Source organism: Streptomyces sp. NPDC017202 (genome assembly GCF_044331705.1).
GTDB lineage: Bacteria > Actinomycetota > Actinomycetes > Streptomycetales > Streptomycetaceae > Streptomyces.
Window position 1 is genome coordinate 58,417 of sequence record NZ_JBIRNP010000003.1, and the last position, 21,579, is coordinate 79,995.

The following is a 21,579-nucleotide window of genomic DNA, read 5'->3' on the forward strand; positions in this document are numbered from 1 at the left end:
GCCGGCCGGGTTCCCGACGGTGCCGCGCACCGTCTCCCCGGCCGGACCGGCAGCCGCCTCCTCGGCCGGACCGGCAGCCGCCTCCCTGGCCGGGCCGGCAGCCGCCTCCTCGGCCGGGCCGGCAGCCGTCTTCCCGACGGCGCCGTGCGCGTCGGGCGCGTCGCGGGTGTCGGGCGCATCGCGGGTGTCGCGGGTGTCGGGCGCGTCGCGCGCGTCGCGGGCGGCCAGGCTCGCGCTGATCCGTCCGGCGACCTCGACGGGCGTGAGGCCGATGTCGGCGAGCACCTCGGCCCGCTTGGCGTGGGCGAGGAACTGCTCCGGGATCCCGAAGCGCCGGACGGGCACGTCGACCTCGGCGTCCCCCAGGGCCAGGGCGACGGCCGAACCGACGCCCGCGGCACGGCTGTTGTCCTCCACCACGGCGACGAGGCGGTGCCCGGCGGCCAGGGCGGGCAGCGCCGGGTCGACCGGTTTGACCCAGCGGGGGTCCACCACCGTGCAGCCGACGCCCCGGGCCTGGAGCAGTTCGGCGGCGCCGAGGCAGACCGGCGCCATGACGCCGACGGCGACGAGGAGGACCTCCGGCGCCGGGCCGCGGTGCAGGACGTCCATGCCGCCGACGTGGCCGACGGCCGGGATCCCGGGGCCGACCGACTCCTTCGGGAAGCGGACCAGGGTGGGCGCGTCGTCCACGGCGACCGCCTCGCGCAGTTGCGCGCGCAGCTGGTCGGCGTCCCGCGGGGCCGCGATCCGGAGTCCGGGGACGACCTGGAGGACGGACATGTCCCACATGCCGTTGTGGGAGGCGCCGTCGACTCCGGTGACCCCGGCGCGGTCGAGGACGAACGTCACCCCGCAGCGGTGCAGCGCCACGTCCATCAGCAGTTGGTCGAAGGCCCGGTTGAGGAAGGTGGCGTAGACGGCGACGACGGGGTGCAGGCCTGCGGTGGCCAGCCCGGCCGCGGAGACCGCCGCGTGCTGTTCGGCGATCCCGACGTCCCACACCCGGTCGGGGAAGCGGGCGGCGAACGCGGCCAGGCCGACCGGGTGCAGCATGGCGGCGGTGATCGCCACGACGTCGTCGCGCTCCTCGCCGATCCGCACGATCTCGTCGCCGAACACGGACGTCCAGGAGGGGGCGCCGGGCGGGGCGAGCGGCGCGCAGGTCAGCGGGTCCATCACCCCGACCGTGTGGAAGTGGTCCTCCTCGTGCGCGAGGGCGGGCTCGTAGCCGCGGCCCTTCTCGGTCAGGCAGTGCACCAGCACCGGCCCGTGGAAGCGTTTGGCCCGCCGCAGCGCCGACTCCACGGCCCCGACGTCGTGGCCGTCGACGGGCCCGACGTACTTCAGGCCGAGGTCCTCGAACATGCCCTGCGGGGCGAAGGCGTCCTTGAAGCCCTTCTTCGCGCCGTGCAGCGACTCGTAGACGGTGTGGCCGACGACGGGCGTGCGCAGCAGTACGCCCTTCCCCCAGGCCAGCACCTTCTCGTAGCCGTCGGTGGTGCGCAGGGTGGCGAGGTGGTCGGCGAGGCCGCCGATGGTCGGGGCGTAGGAGCGTTCGTTGTCGTTGACGACGATGATCAGCGGCCGGTCCTTGGCGGCCGCGATGTTGTTCAGCGCCTCCCAGGCCATGCCACCGGTGAGCGCGCCGTCGCCGACGACCGCGACGACGTGGCCCTTCCCGCCCTGCACCTGGCGGGCCTTGGCGAGGCCGTCGGCCCAGCCGAGGGCGGTGGAGGCGTGACTGTTCTCGATGACGTCGTGCTCGGACTCCTCGCGCGCGGGATAGCCGGACAGACCGCCCTTGCCGCGCAGCTTGGAAAAATCCTGACGACCCGTCAGAAGCTTGTGCACGTAGCTCTGGTGACCGGTGTCCCACAGGATGCGGTCGACCGGTGACTCGAAGACCCGGTGCAGGGCGACGGTCAGTTCCACCACCCCCAGGTTGGGCCCGAGGTGTCCGCCCGTCCTGGCGACCGCGTGCACCAGGAACTCCCTGATCTCGCCGGACAGTTCGCCGATTTCCGCCTCGGACAGCGCCTTCAGGTCGCGTGGTTGCCGAATCTTCTCCAGGATCGTCACGCTCGGGCCCCCTCTCGGTCCGTGCTGCTCAACTCACGGTGACGGCCGGCTCCCCCGGGGCGACGCCGTCCTGTTCCATCCGTTCGGCGATCTTCATGGCTTCTTCGACGAGGGTCTCGACGATCTTGGACTCGGGGACGGTCTTGATGACCTCGCCCTTGACGAAGATCTGCCCCTTGCCGTTGCCGGAGGCCACCCCCAGGTCGGCCTCGCGGGCCTCGCCGGGACCGTTGACGACACAGCCCATGACCGCGACCCGCAGCGGCACCTCCATGCCCTCCAGGCCCGCCGTGACCTCCTCGGCCAGCTTGTACACATCGACCTGCGCGCGGCCGCAGGACGGGCAGGAGACGATCTCCAGACCGCGCTGCCTGAGACCCAGCGACTCCAGGATCTGGCTGCCGACCTTGACCTCCTCCACCGGCGGGGCCGACAGGGAGACCCGGATGGTGTCGCCGATGCCCTGCGAGAGCAGCGCGCCGAACGCCACCGCCGACTTGATGGTGCCCTGGAACGCCGGGCCCGCCTCGGTGACGCCGAGGTGCAGGGGGTAGTCGCACCGCGCGGCGAGCTGGCGGTAGGCCTCGATCATCACGACCGGGTCGTTGTGCTTGACGGAGATCTTGATGTCGCGGAAGTCGTGCTCCTCGAACAGCGACGCCTCCCACAGCGCCGACTCCACCAGCGCCTCCGGGGTGGCCTTGCCGTACTTCTGCAGCAGCCGCCGGTCCAGCGAGCCCGCGTTCACCCCGATCCGGATCGGGGTGCCGTGCTCGTTGGCGGCCTTCGCGATCTCCTTGACCTTGTCGTCGAACTGCTTGATGTTGCCCGGATTCACCCGCACCGCCGCACAGCCCGCCTCGATCGCGGCGAACACGTACTTGGGCTGGAAGTGGATGTCCGCGATCACCGGCAGCTGCGACTTGCGCGCGATCGTCGCCAGCGCGTCCGCGTCGTCCTGCGTCGGACACGCCACCCGCACGATCTGACAGCCCGCCGCCGTCAGCTCGGCGATCTGCTGCAACGTCGCCCCGACGTCCGACGTACGCGTCGTCGTCATCGACTGCACCGACACCGGAGCGTCACCGCCCACCGCCACGGACCCGACCTGGATCCGCCGCGACACGCGCCGTGCGGCGACCGGCCGGACCGGGACCTCGGGGACGCCCAGGGAGACGGCGGTCATGGCGTCACTCCCGGTTCCCGGAGACCGTCTCGCGCAGGGCGCGCAGCGACTCCTTGAGCGATCCCATGGTGGCGAGGACGGCGGTGGGCTCGTAGCCGCAGTGCGCCATGCAGTTGGCGCAGCGCGGGTCCTTGCCGCGGCCGTACTTGTCCCAGTCGGTCTCCTCGATGAGTTCGCGGTACGTCGGCACGTAGCCGTCGCTCATCAGGTAGCAGGGGCGCTGCCAGCCGAAGAGGGAGTAGTTCGGGATCGCCCAGGCCGTGCACGGGAAGTCGACCTTGCCCTCCAGGAAGTCCAGGAAGAGCGGCGAGTGGTTGAGCCGCCAGCGGCGCCGGTTGCCGCCGGAGAAGGCCTTCTTGAACAGCTCGCGGGTCTGCTCCACGCCGAGGAAGTGCTCCTGGTCGGGAGCCTTCTCGTAGGCGTAGGCGGGCGAGATCATCATCTCGTCGACCTTGAGGTCGTCGTTGAGGAAGTCGAGCACCTCGACGATGGTCTGCGGGGTGTCGGTGTTGAAGAAGGTCGAGTTGGTGGTGACGCGGAAGCCGCGCCGCTTGGCCTCCTTGATCGCCTCCACGGCCTCGTCGAACACACCCTCCTTGGCCACCGACTCGTCGTGCCGTTCGCGCAGCCCGTCGATGTGCACGGCGAACGCGAAGTAGGGCGAGGGCGTGAACTTGTCCATCTTCTTGCGCATCAGCAGGGCGTTGGTGCAGAGGAAGACGAACTTCCTCTTCGCCACCAACTGGCGCACGATCTCGTGGATCTGAGGGTGCATCAGCGGTTCGCCGCCGGCGATCGACACCATGGGCGCACCGGATTCGAGCACCGCGCCCACGGCCTGGGCGACCGGCATACGCTGTTTGAGCACTCCCGCCGGATGCTGGATCTTGCCGCAGCCCTCGCACTTGAGGTTGCAGGCGAAGAGGGGTTCCAGCTCGACGATGAGCGGGAACTTCTCCCGCTTGCGGAGCTTTTGTTCAGCCAAGTAAGTAGCGACCTTGATGGACTGGCGCAGCGGCATGGCCATCTGGCTCACCTCCGGGGGAGCAACACGTTGCGGTGCCATTCGAAGAATGCGGGCAGGACGGAACGAAGGACGCGGAAAGCCGATATTCCACCGCGCACCGTGCCGATCCGGACGAGTTCATGTTCAGGAGCGTCCACGACCACCCGGACGGCCGCAACCGGGCGCGTGCCGGCGCGGACGGCGCTCAGGAGCGTGGCCGCCGACTCCATGTCGACCGCGATCGCGCCGGTGGCAAGCAGGTCGGACCGCTCCGGTCCGCGCACCACGTGGTCGGAGCCGGTCAGGGGGCCGGTGTGGACGGTGCGCCCGGGCAGGGTGCGCACGAGTTCCTTGACGAGCAGTTCGGTGTTCACGCACGGCACGGTGCCGCGCGGGTCGCGGGTCTCCTCGGCGACCACCAGGTCGCCGGGGTGCATCCCGGGGGCCAGTCCCGCGCAGAAACCGGTGGCGAGCACGACCGCCCCGGCGAGCACCGGGTCGGTGAGGACCCGGGTGACGGAACGCTCGGCAGCCTTCGGCCCCATCCCGGTGCGCAGGACCGTCACCGGCCCGCCCGCCCCGCCCCGGTCCCCCATGCGCAGGGCGAGGTGCTCGATGCCGAGCGCGCAGGCGATCAGCAGCGGGGCGGAGGCGGGCCGCGCGTCCATCAGCTCCCCTCGGCCTCGACGGGAACCGGCGCCTTCGGGGCGACGGGCTCGCCGTGGACGTACCGGCCGAGCGCGGTCAGCGGGAAGACCTGCCGGTACAGGTGGTAGTTGATGGAGAAGTCCCAGGGGAAGCCGGTGCCGGTGAACTGGGGCTCGTCCCAGGAGCCGTCCTCGTGCTGGGTCTCGGCGAGCCAGGCGATGCCCCGCTCGACGGCCCCGGAGTCCTTCTCCCCGGCCGCGAGCAGCGCCATCAGCGCCCAGGCGGTCTGCGAGGCGGTCGAGGTGCCCCGGCCGCTCCAGCCCGCCCGGTCGTCGTAGGAGCGCAGGTCCTCGCCCCAGCCGCCGTCGTCGTTCTGCACGCGCTCCAGCCAGGCGACCGCCCGCCGGATCGCCGGGTGCCGGGCGGGCAGTCCGGCGGCGGTGAGCGCGGGCACCACCGAGCCGGTGCCGTAGAGGTAGTTGACGCCCCAGCGTCCGAACCACGAGCCGTCCGGCTCCTGTTCGGCGAGCAGCCAGGCGATGCCGCGCCGGGTGCGCGGGTCGTGGGAGAGGCCCTCGAAGGCGAGCATCTCGACGACGTGCGCGGTGACGTCCGCCGACGGCGGGTCGATCACCTCGCCGAAGTCGCAGAACGGCAGCCGGTTGGGGAAGGGGCTGGTGTTGTCGACGTCGAACGCGCCCCAGGCGCCGTTCCTCGACTGCATGCCGAGGTTCCAGCGCACCCCGCGCCCGATCGCCTTCTCCACCCGCTCCGGGTCGTGGTGGCGGACCCGGCGCAGCGCGAGGACCACCTCGGCGGTGTCGTCGATGTCGGGGTAGTTGTCGTTGTGGAACTCGAACGCCCATCCCCCGGGCGGGAGTCCGGGCCGTCGCACGGACCAGTCGCCGGGCCGCACGATCTGCTCGCCCAGCATCCAGTCGGCGGCCTTGACCAGTTGGGGGTGGTCGGCCGGCACCCCCGCGTCGGCCAGCGCGATGGTGGCCAGGCAGGTGTCCCACACCGGGGACTGGCAGGCCTCGATCATCCGGGATCCGTCCTCGCGCCACACCGCGTACCGGTCCAGCGACTTCAGGCCCTCCCGCATCACGGGGTGTTCGAGGTCGTAGCCGAGCAGGTACAGGGCGATGACCGAGTACACGGCGGGCGGCTGGATGCCGCCCCAGCAGCCGTCGTTCTCCTGCCGCTCGATGATCCAGCGGGCCGCCGAGTTCAGGGCGGCCTTGCGCAGTCTGCGCACCGCGACCGTGCGGTAGCCGCGCACGACCTTGTCCAGCCGCTGGAACAGCCCGTCCCAGCTGGCCGGCGGTGCCGGCGGGGTGGGCGGGTTGGGCTCGGCCGGGTCGGTGTGCAGCTCGTCGAGGGGGAAGGGCGCCGGACGCACCGGGCGCTTCGCCGAGACGACGGTGAGGGGCACGATGGTCTGCCGGGCCCAGCAGCCGAAGTTGTAGATGCTGAGCGGGAACCACTTCGGGAAGTACAGCAGTTCCGGGGGGAGTTCGGGCAGGTCCTCCCACTTCCACCAGCCGAACAGCGCCAGCCAGATCCGGGTGAAGACCCGGGCGGCGGCGATCCCGCCCTGGTCGCGGACCCAGGCGGAGGCCTTCGCCATGTGCGGCGCGTCGGGCTCGTCCCCGGCCAGCCGCAGGGCGACGTACGCCTCGACGGTGGCGGACAGGTCGCCGGGGCCGCCGTAGAAGGTGGCCCAGGTGCCGTCCTCGCGCTGCCGGCCGCGGACGAACAGGGCGGCGGCGCGGGTGGTCGCCTCGTCCTGGATGCCCAGGAACTGGCGGAGCAGCAGGTCCTCGGCGTCCATCGTGACGTTCGTCTCGAGGTCGCCCTTCCACCAGCCCTCGACGTCCTGCCGGGCGAGCAGGAAGTCGGTCGCGCGCCGCATCGCGCGCGCGGCGGCTTCTTGTCCCCCGGCCGCCGCGGGGATGTCGATGTCGATACGGGTTTCGCTGGCCGCGGCAGCGCGGGGCGGGAGGGCCCCGGTGCTTCCGTCGGTCGTCGCTGTCATGGCTTCCCCTTCGTGCAGTGTGCATGGCGTTGCGTCTGCTGTGGGTCCGCCGTCGGCCGGTGCGTCTCTTCCCGCGACACCGGCCGGCGACTACGCGAGGGTTATTCGACCGATAGTGATCATCTCTTTCGTACGACGACGAAGTCGGCGAGCGCCGTGAACCGTTCCCGCACCTGCTCGGGCATGTCGACGGCGTTCAGGGCTTCGATGGCGATGGTGTGCTGACGGCGTGCCTCCTCGGCGGTCCACTCACGGCCGCCGGCCTGCTCGATGAGCGCGGCACGGGCCGCGAACTCCTCCTCGGAGAAGTTCGCGAAGTCGCTGCGCTTGGCGTCGGCGGCGAGCATCTCCCCGAGCCGTTCGGAGGCGGGGCCGCCGGCGTCGAGCGCGGCCACGACCGGCAGGGACTTCTTGCGCTGGCGCAGGTCGCTCCAGGTCTGCTTGCCGGTGGACTCCGGGTCGCCCCAGATGCCGAGGAGGTCGTCGACGGCCTGGAAGGCCAGGCCGAGGTGGTGGCCGTACCGCTCCAGGGTGTCGGCGGTGTGCGCGTCGGCGCCGCCGAGCACGGCGCCGACGGAGCTGGCGCAGGCCAGCAGGGCGCCGGTCTTGTTGCCCTCCATCTCCAGGCACTCCGCGACGCTGACGCGGTCGCGGTGCTCGTAGGAGATGTCCTGGGCCTGGCCGTCGATCAGGGCGCGGCTGGCGGTGGTCAGCCGCCGGGCGGCCCGGCCCGCCTCGACCGTGCCGAGTTCGAGCAGGACCTCGTTGGCCAGCGCGAACAGGGCGTCGCCGACCAGGATGGCCTGGGCGGGGCCGTGGACCTTCCAGACGGTGTCGCGGTGGCGGCGCTGCTCGTCGCCGTCCATCAGGTCGTCGTGCAGGAGCGAGAAGTTGTGGACCAGTTCGACGGCGACCGCGCCGGGCACGCCCACCTCGGGCGCGGCACCGGTGACCTCGGCGGAGAGCACGGCGAGCGCGGGACGCACGGCCTTGCCGCCGTCCCCGTCGGTCGGGTTGCCCTGGGCGTCGATCCAGCCGAAGTGGTAGGCGGCGACCGTGTCCATGGGAGACGCCAGTCGGTCGACGGCCGCGCGCAGGACCGGTGTGGCCAGGGTCCGGCCGCGCTCCAGCAGCGCGGTCACGTCCACCGCGGTCCTCCTTGCGGCCTTCTCGGCCGGGGGCACAGTGGGCACAGTTTCTCCTCTTGTCGCGGTACCGGAGGGGGTGCGGGGGTGTGCCGAGCCGTGCTGATCGAACGTCACCGGGTCCCACCTCGCAGGGGGACACCGGGGCCCTCCGGTTCTCGGCCGGGGTTCCGGCCCGCGGCGCTGCCGCTGCCGGCTGCGGCGTCTCCCGGGACGCCGCGGCGGGCCGCCTCCTCGAACGCGAAGAGGCGGCGGGGGCGGGGCCGTCCGAGGGCGGCGAGGGCGGCGTCCGCCGCGCTCACGCCGCTGCGGACCGCACTCTCCATGGTCGCGGGCCACCCGGTGGCGGTCCACGCCCCGGCCAGGTACAGGCCGGGTGACTTGGTGCGGGCGCCGGGCCTGAGCCGTCCGACGCCGGGGGCGGGAGCGAAGGTGGCCGTGCGCTCCCGGGTCACGAAGAAGTCCCGCACGGTGGCGCCGCGGGTGCCCGGCAGCAGCCGTTCCAGCTCGGGCAGGTAGCGCTCGCGCAGGGCGGCGACGGGTGCGTCGATGTCGTCCTGCGCGGCGGACTGCGACAGGGCGAGGTACTGGCCCTCGCGCAGCCCGGAGGCGTCGGTGCGGTCGAACACCCACTGCACGGGGGTGCCGAGCGCGGCGAGGAAGGGGGCGTCGAGCACCTTGCGGTCGTAGACGACGTGCACGTTCAGGATCGGCGCCGTGCCGATCTCCAGGAGCCGCTCGGGGGCGTCGAGCGCCCCGTCCGGCAGCAGGTCGTGGGCCTCGCGCTGCGGTACGGCGAGCACGACGGCGTCCGCGCGGAGCGTCTCGCCGGGCACGCCGGAGGCGCGGACGGTCCACGTGCCGTCGGCGGCGGCGGAGACGGCGGAGACGCGGGCCCGGACCTCGGTGCGCACGCCCGCCGAGTCGAGTGCCCTGCGGGCCAGCCGGTCGTGGAGTTCGCCCAGCGGGACGTGGGCCCAGCCGATGTCGGCGGCGCCCGGGTCGGACAGCAGGCCGGTCTTGAACACCATCGCGGCCAGGGCCAGGGAGGTGTCGCCGGCGACCGCGTTGAGGGTGGCGACCCCGACCAGGTCCCACAGGGCCTCGACGGCTCGCGGCGACTGCCCGTGGGCCGCCAGCCAGCTGCCGAAGTCCTGCGCGTCCAGGGCCGGATCGGCGAGGTCGAGGCGCTTGAGCGCGAGCGCGGCCCGGCCGACCGAGGCGCGTTCGGCGAGCGAGAGGTGCGGATACGTGGCGAGGCTGCGGCCCAGGTGGAGGGGGACCGGCAGCGCGTCGCGCCGCAGTCTGCCGAGCCGTCGCCCCTCGGGCCTGGCGAGGTCGACGACGGGCACGTCGAGACGGTCCTGGAGCGGCGCCAGCGCGGTGCCCTCGATGCGGTCGAGGAACCAGCGGTAGGCGGTGCAGCAGCGCAGGTAGACGTGCTGGCCGTTGTCGACGGTGAGCCCGCCGCGCCGGAAGGAGAAGGCCAGGCCGCCGAGCCGGGGCCGGCCCTCGAGCAGGGTGACGCGGACGCCCGCGTCGGCGAGTGCGAGCGCGGCGGTGACGCCGGCGAGCCCGCCGCCGATCACGACGGCGTCCCGCCCGGAGGTCTCCGGGACGCCGGAGCGCGGTTCGTCGTTCATCGTGCGCCCTCCCCCGCGGGCCCGCCGTGACGGTCGGACTCCGCACGGCGGTCCGTCGCAGTCAGGGACGCGGCGCCGCGGCGGAGGGTTGCGTGCCGTTCCTCCCCGGTGACGTCACCGGGGTCCGCGTGGTCACCCCGTGGGTCCATCAGATCTGCCTCCTGCCGGTCAGCCGGGACACGTGGCGGGTGTCCAGACCGGAGAGGCCGCGGACGGCGACGTACGCCTTCTCCCGGCCGGGCAGGGAGACCCGGCCGCGCAGGACGGCCTCGGGGTCGCGCTCGATGCGGTCCAGCAGGCGGCGGTAGATGCCGGCCATGGCGGCGACGCAGGCGCCGCTGCGCCGGTCGAGCAGGGGCAGCAGCCGGTAGCCCTCGGCGAACAGGGCGCGGGCGCGCCGCACCTCGAAGTGCACGAGGCCGGCGAAGTCGGAGCCCTCCGGCGGTGTCGGCCCGTCGAAGCCGGCCGAGCAGCCGAACTTGGCGAGGTCGTCGGCGGGCAGGTAGGTGCGCCCGCCGGCGGCGTCCTCGCGGACGTCCCGGAGGATGTTGGTCAGCTGGAGGGCGAGGCCGAGGGTGTCGGCGTACTCCGGCGCCCGTTCGGCGCCGCGCGCTCCCGGTTCGGTGCCGAAGACGCCGAGGGAGAGCCGTCCGATGGCGCCCGCCACACAGCGGCAGTACGTCTTCAGGTCGTCCCAGGTCTCGTAGGTCTCGCCGCGGACGTCCATCAGGACGCCGTCGATCAGCTCGTCCAGGCCGCCCAGCGGGATCGGGAAGGTCCTGGCGGCGTGCGCGAGGGCGACCGCGACGGGGTCGGTGTCGTCCTCCTCGACCTCGCCCGCGCGGACCCGGGTGAGCAGTGCCCGGGTGTCCTCCAGCCGGGCGCTCTTGACCTCGCCGTCCAGCGCGCCGTCGCCGATGTCGTCGACGCGGCGCGAGAACGCGTACAGCGCCGACATGGCGCGGCGCTTCGCGGTGGGCAGCAGCCGGATGCCGTAGGCGAAGTTGCGCGCCTGCTGTCCGGTGACGGTCTCGCAGTAGCCGTAGGCGGCGAGTACCGGTGCGGACACGGGTGGCGGAGAGTCCACGGTCCGGATCACCCCTCTCCTCGCAGGGTCACGCCCACCTCGCGCAGCAGCCGGAGCTTGCCGGGCTTGGGCGGGCCGGGAAGAACGTCGTGGTGGGCGGCGGCGATCGCGTGGAGCGCCGCCCTTCCTCCCGCCACGAAGCCCGCGAGCAGCAGCCTCAGCCTTCCGTGGACGCTGCCCACGAGGGGGGCGCCTTCGTCCAGGAGGTCGCGGGCGCGCTCGGCCTCGAAGGCGACCAGGGCGCGCACCGACGCCCCCGCGGTCGCCGCGGCGAGATCCGCCTCCTGGACGTGGAAACGCTTCATGTCCGTGGCGGGGAGGTAGACGCGGTCGCGGCCGAGGTCCTCGGCCACGTCCTGGAGGTGCTCGACGATCTGGAGGGCGGTGCAGACCGCGTCGGAGCGGCGGACGCGCTCGGGGGTCGTGGTGCCGGTGACGGCGAGGACCAGCCGGCCCACGGGGTTGGCGGACAGCTCGCAGTAGGCCAGCAGGTCGTCGTAGGTCTCGTACCGGGTGACGAGCTGGTCCTGGCGGTTGGCGGCGATCAGGCCGAGGAAGGGCTCGGGGGTGAGCGAGCGGCGGCGCACGGCCGGCTGGAGGCGGCGCAGCAGGGGGTGGCGGGGCGTGCTGTCGAAGACGCGCCGCAGGTCGGCCTCGAAGGCGTCGAGGAGGACCAGCCGGTCCTCGGCCTCGGCGGCCGGCACGCCGAGCAGGCGGGCGTCGGCGCCGCCGGGCGCGAGGTCGCCGTCACCGATGTCGTCGACGAGGCGGGCGAAGCCGTACACGGCGACCAGGTCCTCGCGCCAGTCCCGGGGCAGGAAGAAGGGTGCCACGGGGAAGTTCTCGTGCGCGGCCTTGGCGAGGGTGGAGCGCTCCGTGTCCGCGACGTCCGGCGCCGTCATCGTCGGCTGCCCGGGGCAGGGACGGCGCATGCTGCGTTGAGCAGGGGAGTTTCCGTAGCCATCGCCGTCACATCTCCCGTTCTACACCGACAACCCGACACCCACTATTTCGGACACGCCGCCCGGCCGCCCGCGCGGCGTCGGCGCTCGAGGGTGTCGCGCATTATGGCCCCACTTGCCGCGTTTCGGGACCGGTACAGCTTACGTTGTACAACGCACCGGGGCCCGCGCGGGTGTCCCGGACATCACAACAACACACCGATCGGCGTCAAGATTCCTACGACCGGCGGGAGTTGACGCTTCCTTTGCAGACGCGGGGCCCCGCCGGAGGGTTCCGGCGGGGCCCCGACGGCACCGGTTCACTTCCCGGTGAACTTCTCGTACTCCCGCAGGACCTCTTCGGTCGGTCCGTCCATGCGCAGTTCGCCGCGTTCCAGCCACAGCACGCGGTCGCAGGTGTCGCGGATCGACTTGTTGCTGTGGCTGACCAGGAACACCGTCCCGGCCTGCCGGCGCAGCTCGCGGATCCGCTCCTCGGAGCGCTTGCGGAACTTCGCGTCGCCGGTGGCCAGCGCCTCGTCGATCATGAGGACGTCGTGGTCCTTGGCGGCGGCGATGGAGAACCGCAGGCGGGCCGACATGCCGGAGGAGTAGGTGCGCATGGGCAGGGTGACGAAGTCGCCCTTCTCGTTGATGCCGGAGAAGTCGACGATCTCCTGGTAGCGCTCCTTGATCTGCTCCCGGGACATGCCCATGGCGAGTCCGCCGAGGACGATGTTGCGCTCGCCGGTGAGGTCGTTCATGAGGGCGGCGTTGACACCGAGCAGGGAGGGCTGGCCGTCGGTGTAGACCTTGCCGCTCTCCGGCGGCAGCAGGCCGGCGATGGCGCGCAGCAGCGTGGACTTGCCGGAGCCGTTGGAGCCGATCAGGCCGATCGCCTCGCCGCGGTGAGCGACGAAGGAGACGCCGCGCACCGCGTGCACCTTGCGCACGCCCCGGTCCTCGCTGCGCCTGACGATGCGGCTGAGGGCGGCGGTGGCGCTCCCCTTGCCCGTCCGGGCGCCGTTGACGCGGTAGACGATGTGCACGTCGTCGGCGATGACGGTGGGGACCCGGGTGCCCGGCTGCTGGTCAGCCACGGCCGTACCTCTCCTCCGCCTGCCAGAAGTAGACGAAGCCGCCGATCGCGAACAGCGCGGCCCAGCTACCGGCGACCGCCCAGACGTGGTCGGGGAGGTTCTCGGCGCCGTACTCGTCGATGAGGGCGAAGCGCATCAGGTCCATGTAGATGGCCGCCGGGTTCCACTGGAGGACGTTGGCCACCCAGGCCGGCTTGTCGGCGAGGAAGACCGGGATGGAGAACATCACGCCCGAGGCGTACATCCAGGTCCGCATCACGAACGGCATCAGCTGCGCCAGGTCCGGGGTCTTCGCGCCGGCCCGCGCGAAGATCAGGGCCAGACCGGTGTTGAAGCAGAACTGGAGCACCAGCACCGGGACGATCAGTGCCCAGGAGGCGTCCGGGTAGCTGCCGAAGCCGATCACCACCAGGAACAGTACGACCATCGAGTACAGCAGCTGCTGGAGCTGCTGGAGGGCGAAGGAGATCGGCAGCGAGGCCCGCGGGAAGTGCAGGGCGCGGACCAGACCGAGGTTCCCGGAGATCGCGCGGACCCCGCTCATCACCGAACTCTGCGTGAACATGAAGACGAACACGCCCGTGACGAGGAACGGGATGTAGACGTCCTTCGGCATGCCCTTGCTGGCGTTGAGGATCACGCCGAAGATCATGAAGTACACGGCGGCGTTCAGCAGCGGGGTGGCCACCTGCCACAGCTGCCCCAGCTTGGCCTGGCTGTACTGAGCCGTCAGCTTCGCCTGCGAGAAGGCCAGGATGAAGTGACGGCGCCCCCAGAGCTGGCGGACGTACTCCCGCAGAGTGGGCCGGGCACCGCTCACGGCCAACCCGTACTTGGCGGCCAGCCGCGCCGCCGTGAGGCCCTCGTCGGGCGACGGCGGCGCGCTCACCGCGACTGCGCCGTCATGCGTTGTCTCACTCACCAGTAGGAAACTTTCGTCTTCGGGATGCGCGGCCTGAACCGGGCCGGCACGTGCCGGGGGGCCGCAGAACGGCCCGGGCCCTCGGGGACGAGCTTGTCAGATGACGGGAGGCCGGCCCAGTCGGGTCAGCCGCCACACCGTACGCCACTTCATGGGCCTGCGCGGCCCGCACGATGTGGTCCACCCTTCCCGGAAACCACCGAACCACGCCTTCAGGGCCGGGCGCGAGGGGCGGCGCAGTAGAGTGAGCAGCAGCCACACGCCGAGATAGACCGGGACGAGGGGCGCGGGGAGGTTGCGCCGGGCCAGCCAGACCCGGTTGCGGGCGACCATGCGGTGGTAGACGGCGTGCCGCGAGGGCGCGGTCGTCGGGTGGTGCAGCACCATGTCGGACCGGTAGTCGATCATCCAGCCCGCGTCGAGGGCCCGCCAGGCCAGGTCGGTCTCCTCGTGGGCGTAGAAGAACGCGTCCGGGAGGGCGCCGACCTCGGCGAGGACCTGGGTGCGCACCGCGTTGGCGCCGCCGAGGAAGGTGGTGACGCGGGAGGAGCGCATCGGGTCGGAGGCGCGCAGCCGGGGCACGTGGCGGCGCTGGGTGACGCCGGTCTCCGGGTCGGCGATGCGGAAGCTGATGATGCCGAGCCCGGGGTCCTCCTCGAAGGCCCGGCGGCACAGCTCGGCGGTGTCGTGGTGCGCGAGGAGGCCGTCGTCGTCGAGGAAGAGCAGGACGTCGACGTCGCGGCCGCTCGGGCCGAACGCCTCGATGCCCACGTTGCGGCCGCCGGGGATGCCGAGGTTCTCGGGCAGCTCGATCGTGCGGACGCCGTCGGGGACGTCCGGGACGGGCGAGCCGTTGCCGACGACGACCACCTCGACCCGGTCGCCGTCCTGCTTGGCGATCGAGTCGATCAGGGCGCGCAGTTCGTCGGGGCGGTTGCCCATGGTGATGATCACCGCGCCGACCTTCACCGGGGTGCTCATCGCAGCCTGCTCGACGCGAGGATGGACACCAGGTGCAGCACGGTCTGGAGCAGCGCGATGCCCGCGAGGACGGCGACCCCGAGCCGGGTGAAGAAGAGGTCGCCGCGCGCCTGGTCCACGATCGCCAGGACCAGGATGAGCAGGGAGGCCTCGATGCCGAGGATCAGGCGGTGGAACTTCAGCATGGCGGCGGCCCTGCGGGCCAGTGCCATGCCGGAGGAGCGCATCTCCGAGGCCGCCTCCTGCACCGGCGGCTTGCCCGTCTGGTGGCGGGCGACGCCGACGAGGTCGGTCTCCGCCTTGATCAGGATCGCGCCGAGCGCGGCGAGCGTGCCGAGGAAGGCCCACAGCCAGTCGATGCGCCCGGTGCCCCACGGGTCGGCGGCGCGCAGGCCGAAGCCGGTGAGCACGGCGGCGTCGGTCAGGTAGGCGCCGACCCGGTCCAGGTAGACGCCGCCGAGCGAGTACTGCTTCTTCCAGCGGGCGATCTCGCCGTCGACGCAGTCCAGCAGCAGGTACATCTGGACGCAGACCACGCCGAGCACCGCGCCCGTGATCCCCGGCACCAGCAGGGCCGGGGCCGCGAGCACGCCGAAGACGGTCATCAGGTACGTGAGCTGGTTGGGCGTGACCCTGGTGTTCACCAGATAGCGGTCGACCCGCAGGGACACCTCACGCATGTAGAGGCGTCCCATCCAGTGCTCACCGCTGCGCCGGTCCTTCACCCCCGCGGGGTGGACGACCGGTCTGAGTTCAGCTACTGATGGCCTTGACATAGTCGGCGTAGGTGTCCTTGATCTGTTCGGTCTTGAGGTCGAGGTGTTCGAGGATCGTGTAGCGGCCGGGGCGGGTCTGCGGGGCGTACTCCACGACCTTGACGAACTCTTCCGTCGTGAAGCCGATCTCGTCGGGCAGCACCGGCAGTCCGTGCCGGCGCAGCACCTCGGCCATGTACGCCGACTCCTCGTGGGCTCCGCGCAGGTACATCGCGAAGGCCGCGCCCAGTCCGCACTGCTCGCCGTGGGCGGCGGCGCGTCTGGGGTACAGCAGGTCGAAGGCGTGGTTGATCTCGTGGCAGGCGCCGGACGAGGGGCGGGAGTCGCCGGACACCGACATCGCGATGCCGCTGAGGACGAGCGCCTCGGCGAGCACCTGGAGGAAGCCGGTGTCGCCGACGCCGCCCGGGTGCCGCAGGACCGCCTCGCCGGCCTGCCGCGCGATGGCGGCGGCCAGTCCGTCGATCTTCTCGCCCTTGACGCGGTGGGCCAGCTCCCAGTCCGCGATCGCGGAGATGTTGGAGACGGCGTCACCGATGCCGGCCCGCACGTAGCGGACCGGCGCGTCCCGGATGACGTCCAGGTCGATCACGACGGCGATCGGGTTCGGCACTCCGTAGGAGCCGCGGCCCGCGTCGTTGTCGAGGGTGGCGACCGGGGAGCACAGCCCGTCGTGCGCGAGGTTCGTCGGTACGGCGACCAGCGGCAGGCCCACCCGTGCCGCGGCGAACTTGGCACAGTCGATGATCTTGCCGCCGCCCAGGCCCACGACGGCGTCGTAGTGGCCGGCCTTTATGTCACCGGCGAGCCGCACGGCGTCGTCGAGGGTGCCGCCGTCCACCTCGTACCAGGTGGCGCCGGACAGGGCGGGGGTGAGGCGCTCGCGCAGCCGGGCGCCCGAGCCGCCGCTGACGGCGACGGCGAGCTTGCCCGAGTGCGAGATGCGTTCGTCGGCGAGGACCCCGACGAGGTCGTCGAGGGCACCCGGACGGATGTCGACGACGACCGGCGAGGGGATCAGCCGGGTCAGTAGTGGCACGCGATCTCCCGTCCACGGGCGAGATCGTCGTGGTTGTCGATCTCGACCCACTCGACGTCGCCGATCGGCGCCACGTCGATGCGGAAGCCGCGGTCGGCCAGCTCCTGGTAGCCGTGCTCGTAGAACTGCTGGGGGTCCTTCTCCCAGACGGTCTTCAGCGCGTCGGCCAGGTCGGGGGCGGCGTCGCCCTCGATGAGGGTGACGCCGATGTACTCGCCGGTGGCCTCGGCGGGGTCCATGAGCTTGGTGATCCTCGTCATGCCCTTGGCGGGGTCGACGACGACCTTCATCTCCTCGTCGGCGAGGGACTTCACCGTGTCGAGCGCGAGGATGATCCGCTTGCCGTCGCCGCGGGCGGCGAGCAGGGTCTTCTCGACGGAGACCGGGTGCACGGTGTCGCCGTTGGCGAGGATCACACCGTCCTTGAGGGCGTCACGTCCGCACCACAGGGAGTAGGCGTTGTTCCACTCCTCGGCCTTGTCGTTGTCGATCAGGGTGAGCTTGAGGCCGTACTTCGCCTCCAGGGCCGCCTTGCGCTCGTACACGGCTTCCTTGCGGTAGCCGACGATGACCGCGACCTCGGTCAGACCGATCTCGGCGAAGTTGCCGAGGGTCAGGTCCAGCACGGTGACCGCATCGGGTCCGCCCTCTATGCCCGCGGGCCCCACCGGCACCAGCGCCTTGGGAAGGCTGTCGGTGTAGGGGCGCAGACGCCGTCCGGCGCCGGCCGCCAGCACGAGGCCGATCATGCGGGTTCTCCTTCGTCGTGTACGGACGGGGCGCCTGCCCGGTGGGCGGCGACCCAGAAGTGGATGCTCTCGGCGAGCACCACGAGGGCGACGGCCACGGCGAGGACCGTGAGCGCGACCGTGAACTGCCCGGCGGTGAGCACCGCGGCGAGCACGGCCACGAGCAGCGTCCGCCCCTCCTGCCCCCCGACGGCGCGCACCAGCCAGGCCGGCGGCGCTCCGGCGTTCCCGCGGATGCGGTACACCGTGTCGTAGTGATGGTAGGCGACGGCGGCAACCAGCCCGAAAGCGGCAGGCAGCGCTCCGTTCACGTCGGCCTTCGCCGCGAGGAGCAGCACCGTGCCGTACTCGGCGGCGCGGAAGAGCGGGGGGACGAGCCAGTCGAGGGCGCCCTTGAGGGGGTGGGCGACGGCCTCGGCGGACAGCAGGACGTAGGCGCCGGCCATCAGCACGACCCACCAGCTCGGTCCCCACAGCCAGGCGCCGAGGGTGACGAGGACGGCGCCGACGGCGGCGCTCAGGGGCGCCGTGGGACGGGGCCTGCCGGGCAGGAAGCGGACGAGCGCGCCGGTCAGCGGCCCGCTGTCCGCGAGGTCGGCCAGGGCCTGCGCGGCCCGGTCGGTACGGCTGGCCCTGCGGGTCAGCGAGCGCAGGACGCGGCCCGCGGTCGTGTACGTCGCGGCCAGGGCGCAGCCGACGAGCAGGACGGAGAGGGTGACGCGCGGGGTGGTGGCCGCGGTCAGGACGGCGATCATGGCCCATCGTTCGCCGATGGGCAGCACTATCATCCGGCGCGCCCAGACCGTCCAGCCGACGCTGTCCAGCTTGCCGGAGAGGGCGGCGGTGGGGCTGGTGTTCGCGGTGGCGTCGTGATTGGCCTCGTTGAAGGAGAAGTCCACGACGTGCCGGCAGGTCTGCAGGATCATCGCGCCGAGGGCGAGCGCCCATACATCGTCATGGCCGCCGCCGCGGGCCGCCCCGAGGGCGAGGCCCGCGTAGTAGGCGTACTCCTTGGCCCGGTCGAAGGTGGCGTCCAGCCAGGCCCCGAGGGTGGAGTACTGGAGCGAGTAGCGGGCGAGCTGGCCGTCGGTGCAGTCCAGGACGAAGGAGAGGATCAGCAGCAGTCCGGCGGCGACGTAGCCGGCGCGGGTGCCGGTGGCCGCGGAGCCCGCCGCGATCAGCGCGGTGACCAGCGAGGCGGTGGTGACCTGGTTCGGGGTGAGGCCCCGGCGGGCGCACCAGCGGGCGAGGTAGCGCGAGTAGGGGCTGATGCAGAACGTCGTGAAGAAGCCGTCGCGGGCCTTCACGGCCGACTTCAGGCGTACGGCCTCGTCGTCGACGGCGCCGACGGCCTGCCGCGCCTCGTTGCGGGCCTGCGGGTCGGCGGGGACGGCGGCGACCAGGCTGCCCAGCTCGGGCCGGTGGACCTCGCTGCCGTCGGCGTCGAGGGCGGTGGCGATGCGGTCGGCGAGGCTGTCCGCATCCCCCGCGTTGCCCACGCTCGGCTTCGCTCGCGCGGGGGCACCCCCCTCCGCGGTGCCGCCGCTCGCGGAGTTCTCGCGGGCCATCGCGCGGGTCAGGGCCTGGCGGCCGGCCGGCTGGGCGGTGACGGCGCCGGGGACCGCGGCGAGCGGGAAGCGGGGGTCGGTCAGACCGAGGCGCAGCGCGTGCTGATGGCCCACGAAGCGGGTGTCGACGACGGCGACCCGCTGGTCCGCCGGGACGGCGGCGAGAAGCGTCTCCGTGTCGGCGGCGTCGGCGGCGGTCCGGACGTCGAAGCCGAGGGACCGCAGGTCGGCCTCGATCGACGAACCGGGGACCGGCTGACCGGTGAGGATGGCGGTCGACAACCGAACTCACTCCCTGGTCCGGCGCGTGTGCGCCGGTCTTCTGCATGGTGGGCTCTGCATGGCGGGCGCCCCTGTACGGCACCGGTGACGGCACCGGGCGCGCGGCATTCGGCAGAGGTTATCGGATGCCGGGAAGGCCGCGTTCACCGGCCGTTCAGGTCGGATCCACGCGGCCCGGACCGGCCTTCGCCGAGATCATCATGTGCGATCGGCGGCCCCGCCCACAAACCGCGTTCCCCCACGGCAGACATCCGGGACATTGCGCGCGGACCCGGGACCTCGGCATAGGGTGGGCGGCCATGACGTGGCTGATCACCGGCGGGGCCGGATACATAGGGGCACATGTGGCGCGGGCCATGACCGGCGCCGGCGAACGCGTCGTCGTGCTGGACGACCTGTCGGCCGGCGTGCCCGCGCGGCTCCCGGCGGACGTGCCCCTCGTCGCGGGTTCGGCGCTCGACGCCGGCCTGCTCGAGCGGGTCCTGGCCGAGCACGCGGTGACCGGGGTGGTGCACCTGGCGGCACGCAAGCAGGTCGCCGAGTCGGTGGCGGAGCCCACGCGCTACTACCGGGAGAACGTCGGGGGCCTGGCCACCCTGCTGGAGGCGGCAGCCGGGGCCGGTGTCCGGCGGTTCCTGTTCTCCTCGTCCGCGGCCGTCTACGGCAACCCGGACGTGGACCTCATCACGGAGGACACCCCCTGCGCCCCGGTCAACCCGTACGGCGAGACCAAGCTCGCCGGGGAGTGGCTGGTGCGGGCGGCGGGCGAGGCGCACGGCATGGCGACGACGTGCCTGCGCTACTTCAACGTGGCCGGGGCGGCCGAGCCCGGACTGGCCGACACGGGCGTCTTCAACATCGTCCCGATGGTCTTCGACCGACTCACCCGCGGCGAGGCCCCGCGCATCTTCGGCGACGACTACCCGACCCCGGACGGCACCTGCGTACGGGACTACATCCACGTCGCCGACCTGGCCGAGGCGCATCTCGCGGCGGCCCGCCGGCTCGGCGCGCCGGACGCGCGCGGCGATCTGACGGTGAACATCGGCCGCGGCGAGGGTGTCTCGGTGCGCGAGCTGGTCACCCTGATCGGCGAGGTCACCGGCGACACCCGGCCGGCCGTGGTCGAGGGGCGCCGCCCCGGGGACGCGCCGCGCGCGGTGGCGTCGGCCGCGCTGGCCGCCCGGGAGCTGGGCTGGACCGCCTCGCGCGGGATGCGCGAGATGGTCGGGTCGGCCTGGCGTGGCTGGCAGCTGCGCCAGTCGGCCGAGCTGCCGTAGGGCGCGCCTGACCTGGACTTCGTTTCCGCAGGTCAGGGCAGATGACAACGGTGTTCAGTGCCGCGTTGCCGGATACCCCCCGCCCGTAGTTCACTGGGTTCCCGGGCCGATCACAGGAGGCTGTTTCCCATGGGGGCTGGGCACGACCACGGGCACGGTCACACGCACGTGCCGGCCACGGGTACGGCCGCGGCGGCGTACCGCGGCCGGCTGCGTGCCGCGCTGGCGATCACGCTCACCGTCATGGTGGTGGAGATCGTCGGCGGTGTGGTCGCCGACTCCCTCGCCCTGATCGCCGACGCCGCGCACATGGCGACCGACGCGCTCGGGCTGGGCATGGCGCTGCTCGCGATCCACTTCGCGGGCCGCCCGCCGACCGGGAACCGCACCTTCGGGTACGCCCGCGCCGAGATCCTGGCCGCCCTCGCCAACTGTCTGCTGCTGCTCGGCGTGGGCGGGTACGTGGTGTACGAGGCCGTCCAGCGGTTCCTCACACCGGCCCCCACCGAGGGCGGACTGATGATCGTGTTCGGCGGGATCGGCCTGGTCGCCAACATGATCTCGCTGACGCTGCTGATGCGCGGGCAGGCCGACAGCCTCAATGTGCGGGGCGCGTTCCTGGAGGTGGCGGCGGACGCGCTGGGCTCGGTCGCGGTGATCCTGTCGGCGGTGGTGATCCTGACGACGGGCTGGCGGGCCGCCGACCCGGTCGCCTCGCTCGTCATCGGTCTGATGATCGTGCCGCGGACCGTGAAGCTGCTGCGCGAGACGCTGGACGTGCTGCTGGAGGCGGCCCCGAAGGGCGTCGACATGGCCGAGGTGCGGGCCCACATGCTCGCCCTGGACGGGGTCGAGGACGTGCACGACCTGCACGCCTGGACGATCACCTCGGGGATGCCGGTGCTGTCGGCGCACGTGGTGGTGCGCTGGGACGTGCTGGACGCGATCGGCCACGAGAAGATGCTGCACGAACTCCAGGGCTGCCTGGGCGACCACTTCGACGTGGCGCACTGCACCTTCCAGCTGGAGCCGCACGGCCACGCGCAGCACGAGGCGCGGCTCTGTCACTGAGGGCCCGGGCGGCTCGGCGTTCGCACATCCGTTCC

18 protein-coding genes and 1 pseudogene are annotated in these 21,579 nt (G+C 72.5%); 2 read left to right on the plus strand and 17 right to left on the minus strand.

All coding sequences use genetic code 11. The annotated features are described in order from the left end of the window. Window positions 1–210: 210 nt before the first annotated feature. The 17 genes and pseudogenes from dxs to ACH4N1_RS07955 form a co-directional block, all read right to left on the minus strand. Window positions 211–2,082, minus strand: a pseudogene (gene dxs / locus ACH4N1_RS07875) (1-deoxy-D-xylulose-5-phosphate synthase); the annotation flags it as partial. A 28-nt stretch (window positions 2,083–2,110) separates the two neighbouring features. Next, on the minus strand, window positions 2,111–3,268 hold the full coding sequence (gene ispG, locus ACH4N1_RS07880) for a flavodoxin-dependent (E)-4-hydroxy-3-methylbut-2-enyl-diphosphate synthase (RefSeq protein WP_398095353.1): 1,158 nt from the start codon (window positions 3,266–3,268) through the stop codon (window positions 2,111–2,113). Between the two features lie 4 nt (window positions 3,269–3,272). After that, a complete protein-coding gene (hpnH, locus tag ACH4N1_RS07885) occupies window positions 3,273–4,295 on the minus strand; it encodes an adenosyl-hopene transferase HpnH (RefSeq protein WP_398095355.1) in 1,023 nt (340 codons plus the stop codon). 5 nt (window positions 4,296–4,300) lie between these two features. Beyond that, window positions 4,301–4,942, minus strand: coding sequence for a 1-hydroxy-2-methyl-2-butenyl 4-diphosphate reductase (locus ACH4N1_RS07890; protein ID WP_398095357.1), 642 nt, complete (start codon window positions 4,940–4,942; stop codon window positions 4,301–4,303). Then, window positions 4,942–6,960: a squalene--hopene cyclase gene (shc, locus tag ACH4N1_RS07895; RefSeq protein ID WP_398095358.1), complete on the minus strand. Its 2,019-nt coding sequence runs from the start codon at window positions 6,958–6,960 to the stop codon at window positions 4,942–4,944. Before shc ends, ACH4N1_RS07890 begins: the two co-directional genes overlap by 1 nt. Before the next feature lie 119 nt (window positions 6,961–7,079). Beyond that, window positions 7,080–8,144: a polyprenyl synthetase family protein gene (locus ACH4N1_RS07900; RefSeq protein WP_398095954.1), complete on the minus strand. Its 1,065-nt coding sequence runs from the start codon at window positions 8,142–8,144 to the stop codon at window positions 7,080–7,082. 74 nt (window positions 8,145–8,218) lie between these two features. Next, window positions 8,219–9,748, minus strand: coding sequence for a hydroxysqualene dehydroxylase HpnE (gene hpnE / locus ACH4N1_RS07905; RefSeq protein WP_398095359.1), 1,530 nt, complete (start codon window positions 9,746–9,748; stop codon window positions 8,219–8,221). Beyond that, a complete protein-coding gene (locus ACH4N1_RS07910; protein WP_398095361.1) occupies window positions 9,745–9,897 on the minus strand; it encodes a DUF6380 family protein in 153 nt (50 codons plus the stop codon). The genes hpnE and ACH4N1_RS07910 overlap by 4 nt, the downstream gene beginning before the upstream one ends. After that, window positions 9,897–10,847, minus strand: a complete 951-nt coding sequence (gene hpnD, locus ACH4N1_RS07915; RefSeq protein ID WP_382792262.1) for a presqualene diphosphate synthase HpnD — start codon at window positions 10,845–10,847, stop codon at window positions 9,897–9,899. Before hpnD ends, ACH4N1_RS07910 begins: the two co-directional genes overlap by 1 nt. Beyond that, the gene (gene hpnC, locus ACH4N1_RS07920) at window positions 10,844–11,737 is read right to left on the minus strand and encodes a squalene synthase HpnC (protein ID WP_398095364.1); all 894 of its coding nucleotides are present in this window, start codon (window positions 11,735–11,737) and stop codon (window positions 10,844–10,846) included. Before hpnC ends, hpnD begins: the two co-directional genes overlap by 4 nt. Window positions 11,738–12,096: 359 nt before the next feature. Continuing rightward, entirely contained in the window at window positions 12,097–12,876 is a 780-nt protein-coding gene (locus ACH4N1_RS07925; RefSeq protein ID WP_398095366.1) for an ABC transporter ATP-binding protein, read from the minus strand. Next, window positions 12,869–13,798: an ABC transporter permease gene (locus ACH4N1_RS07930; RefSeq protein WP_398095368.1), complete on the minus strand. Its 930-nt coding sequence runs from the start codon at window positions 13,796–13,798 to the stop codon at window positions 12,869–12,871. Before ACH4N1_RS07930 ends, ACH4N1_RS07925 begins: the two co-directional genes overlap by 8 nt. Before the next feature lie 96 nt (window positions 13,799–13,894). Then, complete coding sequence (locus ACH4N1_RS07935; RefSeq protein ID WP_398095369.1) at window positions 13,895–14,779, minus strand: glycosyltransferase family 2 protein; 885 nt, start codon at window positions 14,777–14,779, stop codon at window positions 13,895–13,897. Next, complete coding sequence (locus ACH4N1_RS07940; RefSeq protein ID WP_398095371.1) at window positions 14,776–15,555, minus strand: CDP-alcohol phosphatidyltransferase family protein; 780 nt, start codon at window positions 15,553–15,555, stop codon at window positions 14,776–14,778. The genes ACH4N1_RS07935 and ACH4N1_RS07940 overlap by 4 nt, the downstream gene beginning before the upstream one ends. Further along, window positions 15,533–16,594 (minus strand): iron-containing alcohol dehydrogenase family protein, encoded by a 1,062-nt coding sequence (locus tag ACH4N1_RS07945; protein ID WP_363090683.1) that lies wholly within the window; start codon window positions 16,592–16,594, stop codon window positions 15,533–15,535. Before ACH4N1_RS07945 ends, ACH4N1_RS07940 begins: the two co-directional genes overlap by 23 nt. Further along, a complete protein-coding gene (locus tag ACH4N1_RS07950; protein WP_398095373.1) occupies window positions 16,582–17,343 on the minus strand; it encodes a sugar phosphate nucleotidyltransferase in 762 nt (253 codons plus the stop codon). The genes ACH4N1_RS07945 and ACH4N1_RS07950 overlap by 13 nt, the downstream gene beginning before the upstream one ends. Then, window positions 17,340–19,193, minus strand: a complete 1,854-nt coding sequence (locus ACH4N1_RS07955) for a DUF5941 domain-containing protein (protein WP_398095375.1) — start codon at window positions 19,191–19,193, stop codon at window positions 17,340–17,342. Before ACH4N1_RS07955 ends, ACH4N1_RS07950 begins: the two co-directional genes overlap by 4 nt. A 299-nt stretch (window positions 19,194–19,492) precedes the next feature. Here ACH4N1_RS07955 and galE point away from each other — a divergent pair, with 299 nt between their 5' ends. Further along, the gene (galE, locus tag ACH4N1_RS07960) at window positions 19,493–20,473 is read left to right on the plus strand and encodes a UDP-glucose 4-epimerase GalE (protein WP_398095377.1); all 981 of its coding nucleotides are present in this window, start codon (window positions 19,493–19,495) and stop codon (window positions 20,471–20,473) included. A gap of 129 nt (window positions 20,474–20,602) precedes the next feature. Beyond that, window positions 20,603–21,544 carry a cation diffusion facilitator family transporter gene (locus tag ACH4N1_RS07965; protein WP_398095379.1) on the plus strand — a complete coding sequence of 314 codons (942 nt, stop codon included), beginning with the start codon at window positions 20,603–20,605 and terminating at the stop codon, window positions 21,542–21,544. Window positions 21,545–21,579: the final 35 nt, after the last annotated feature.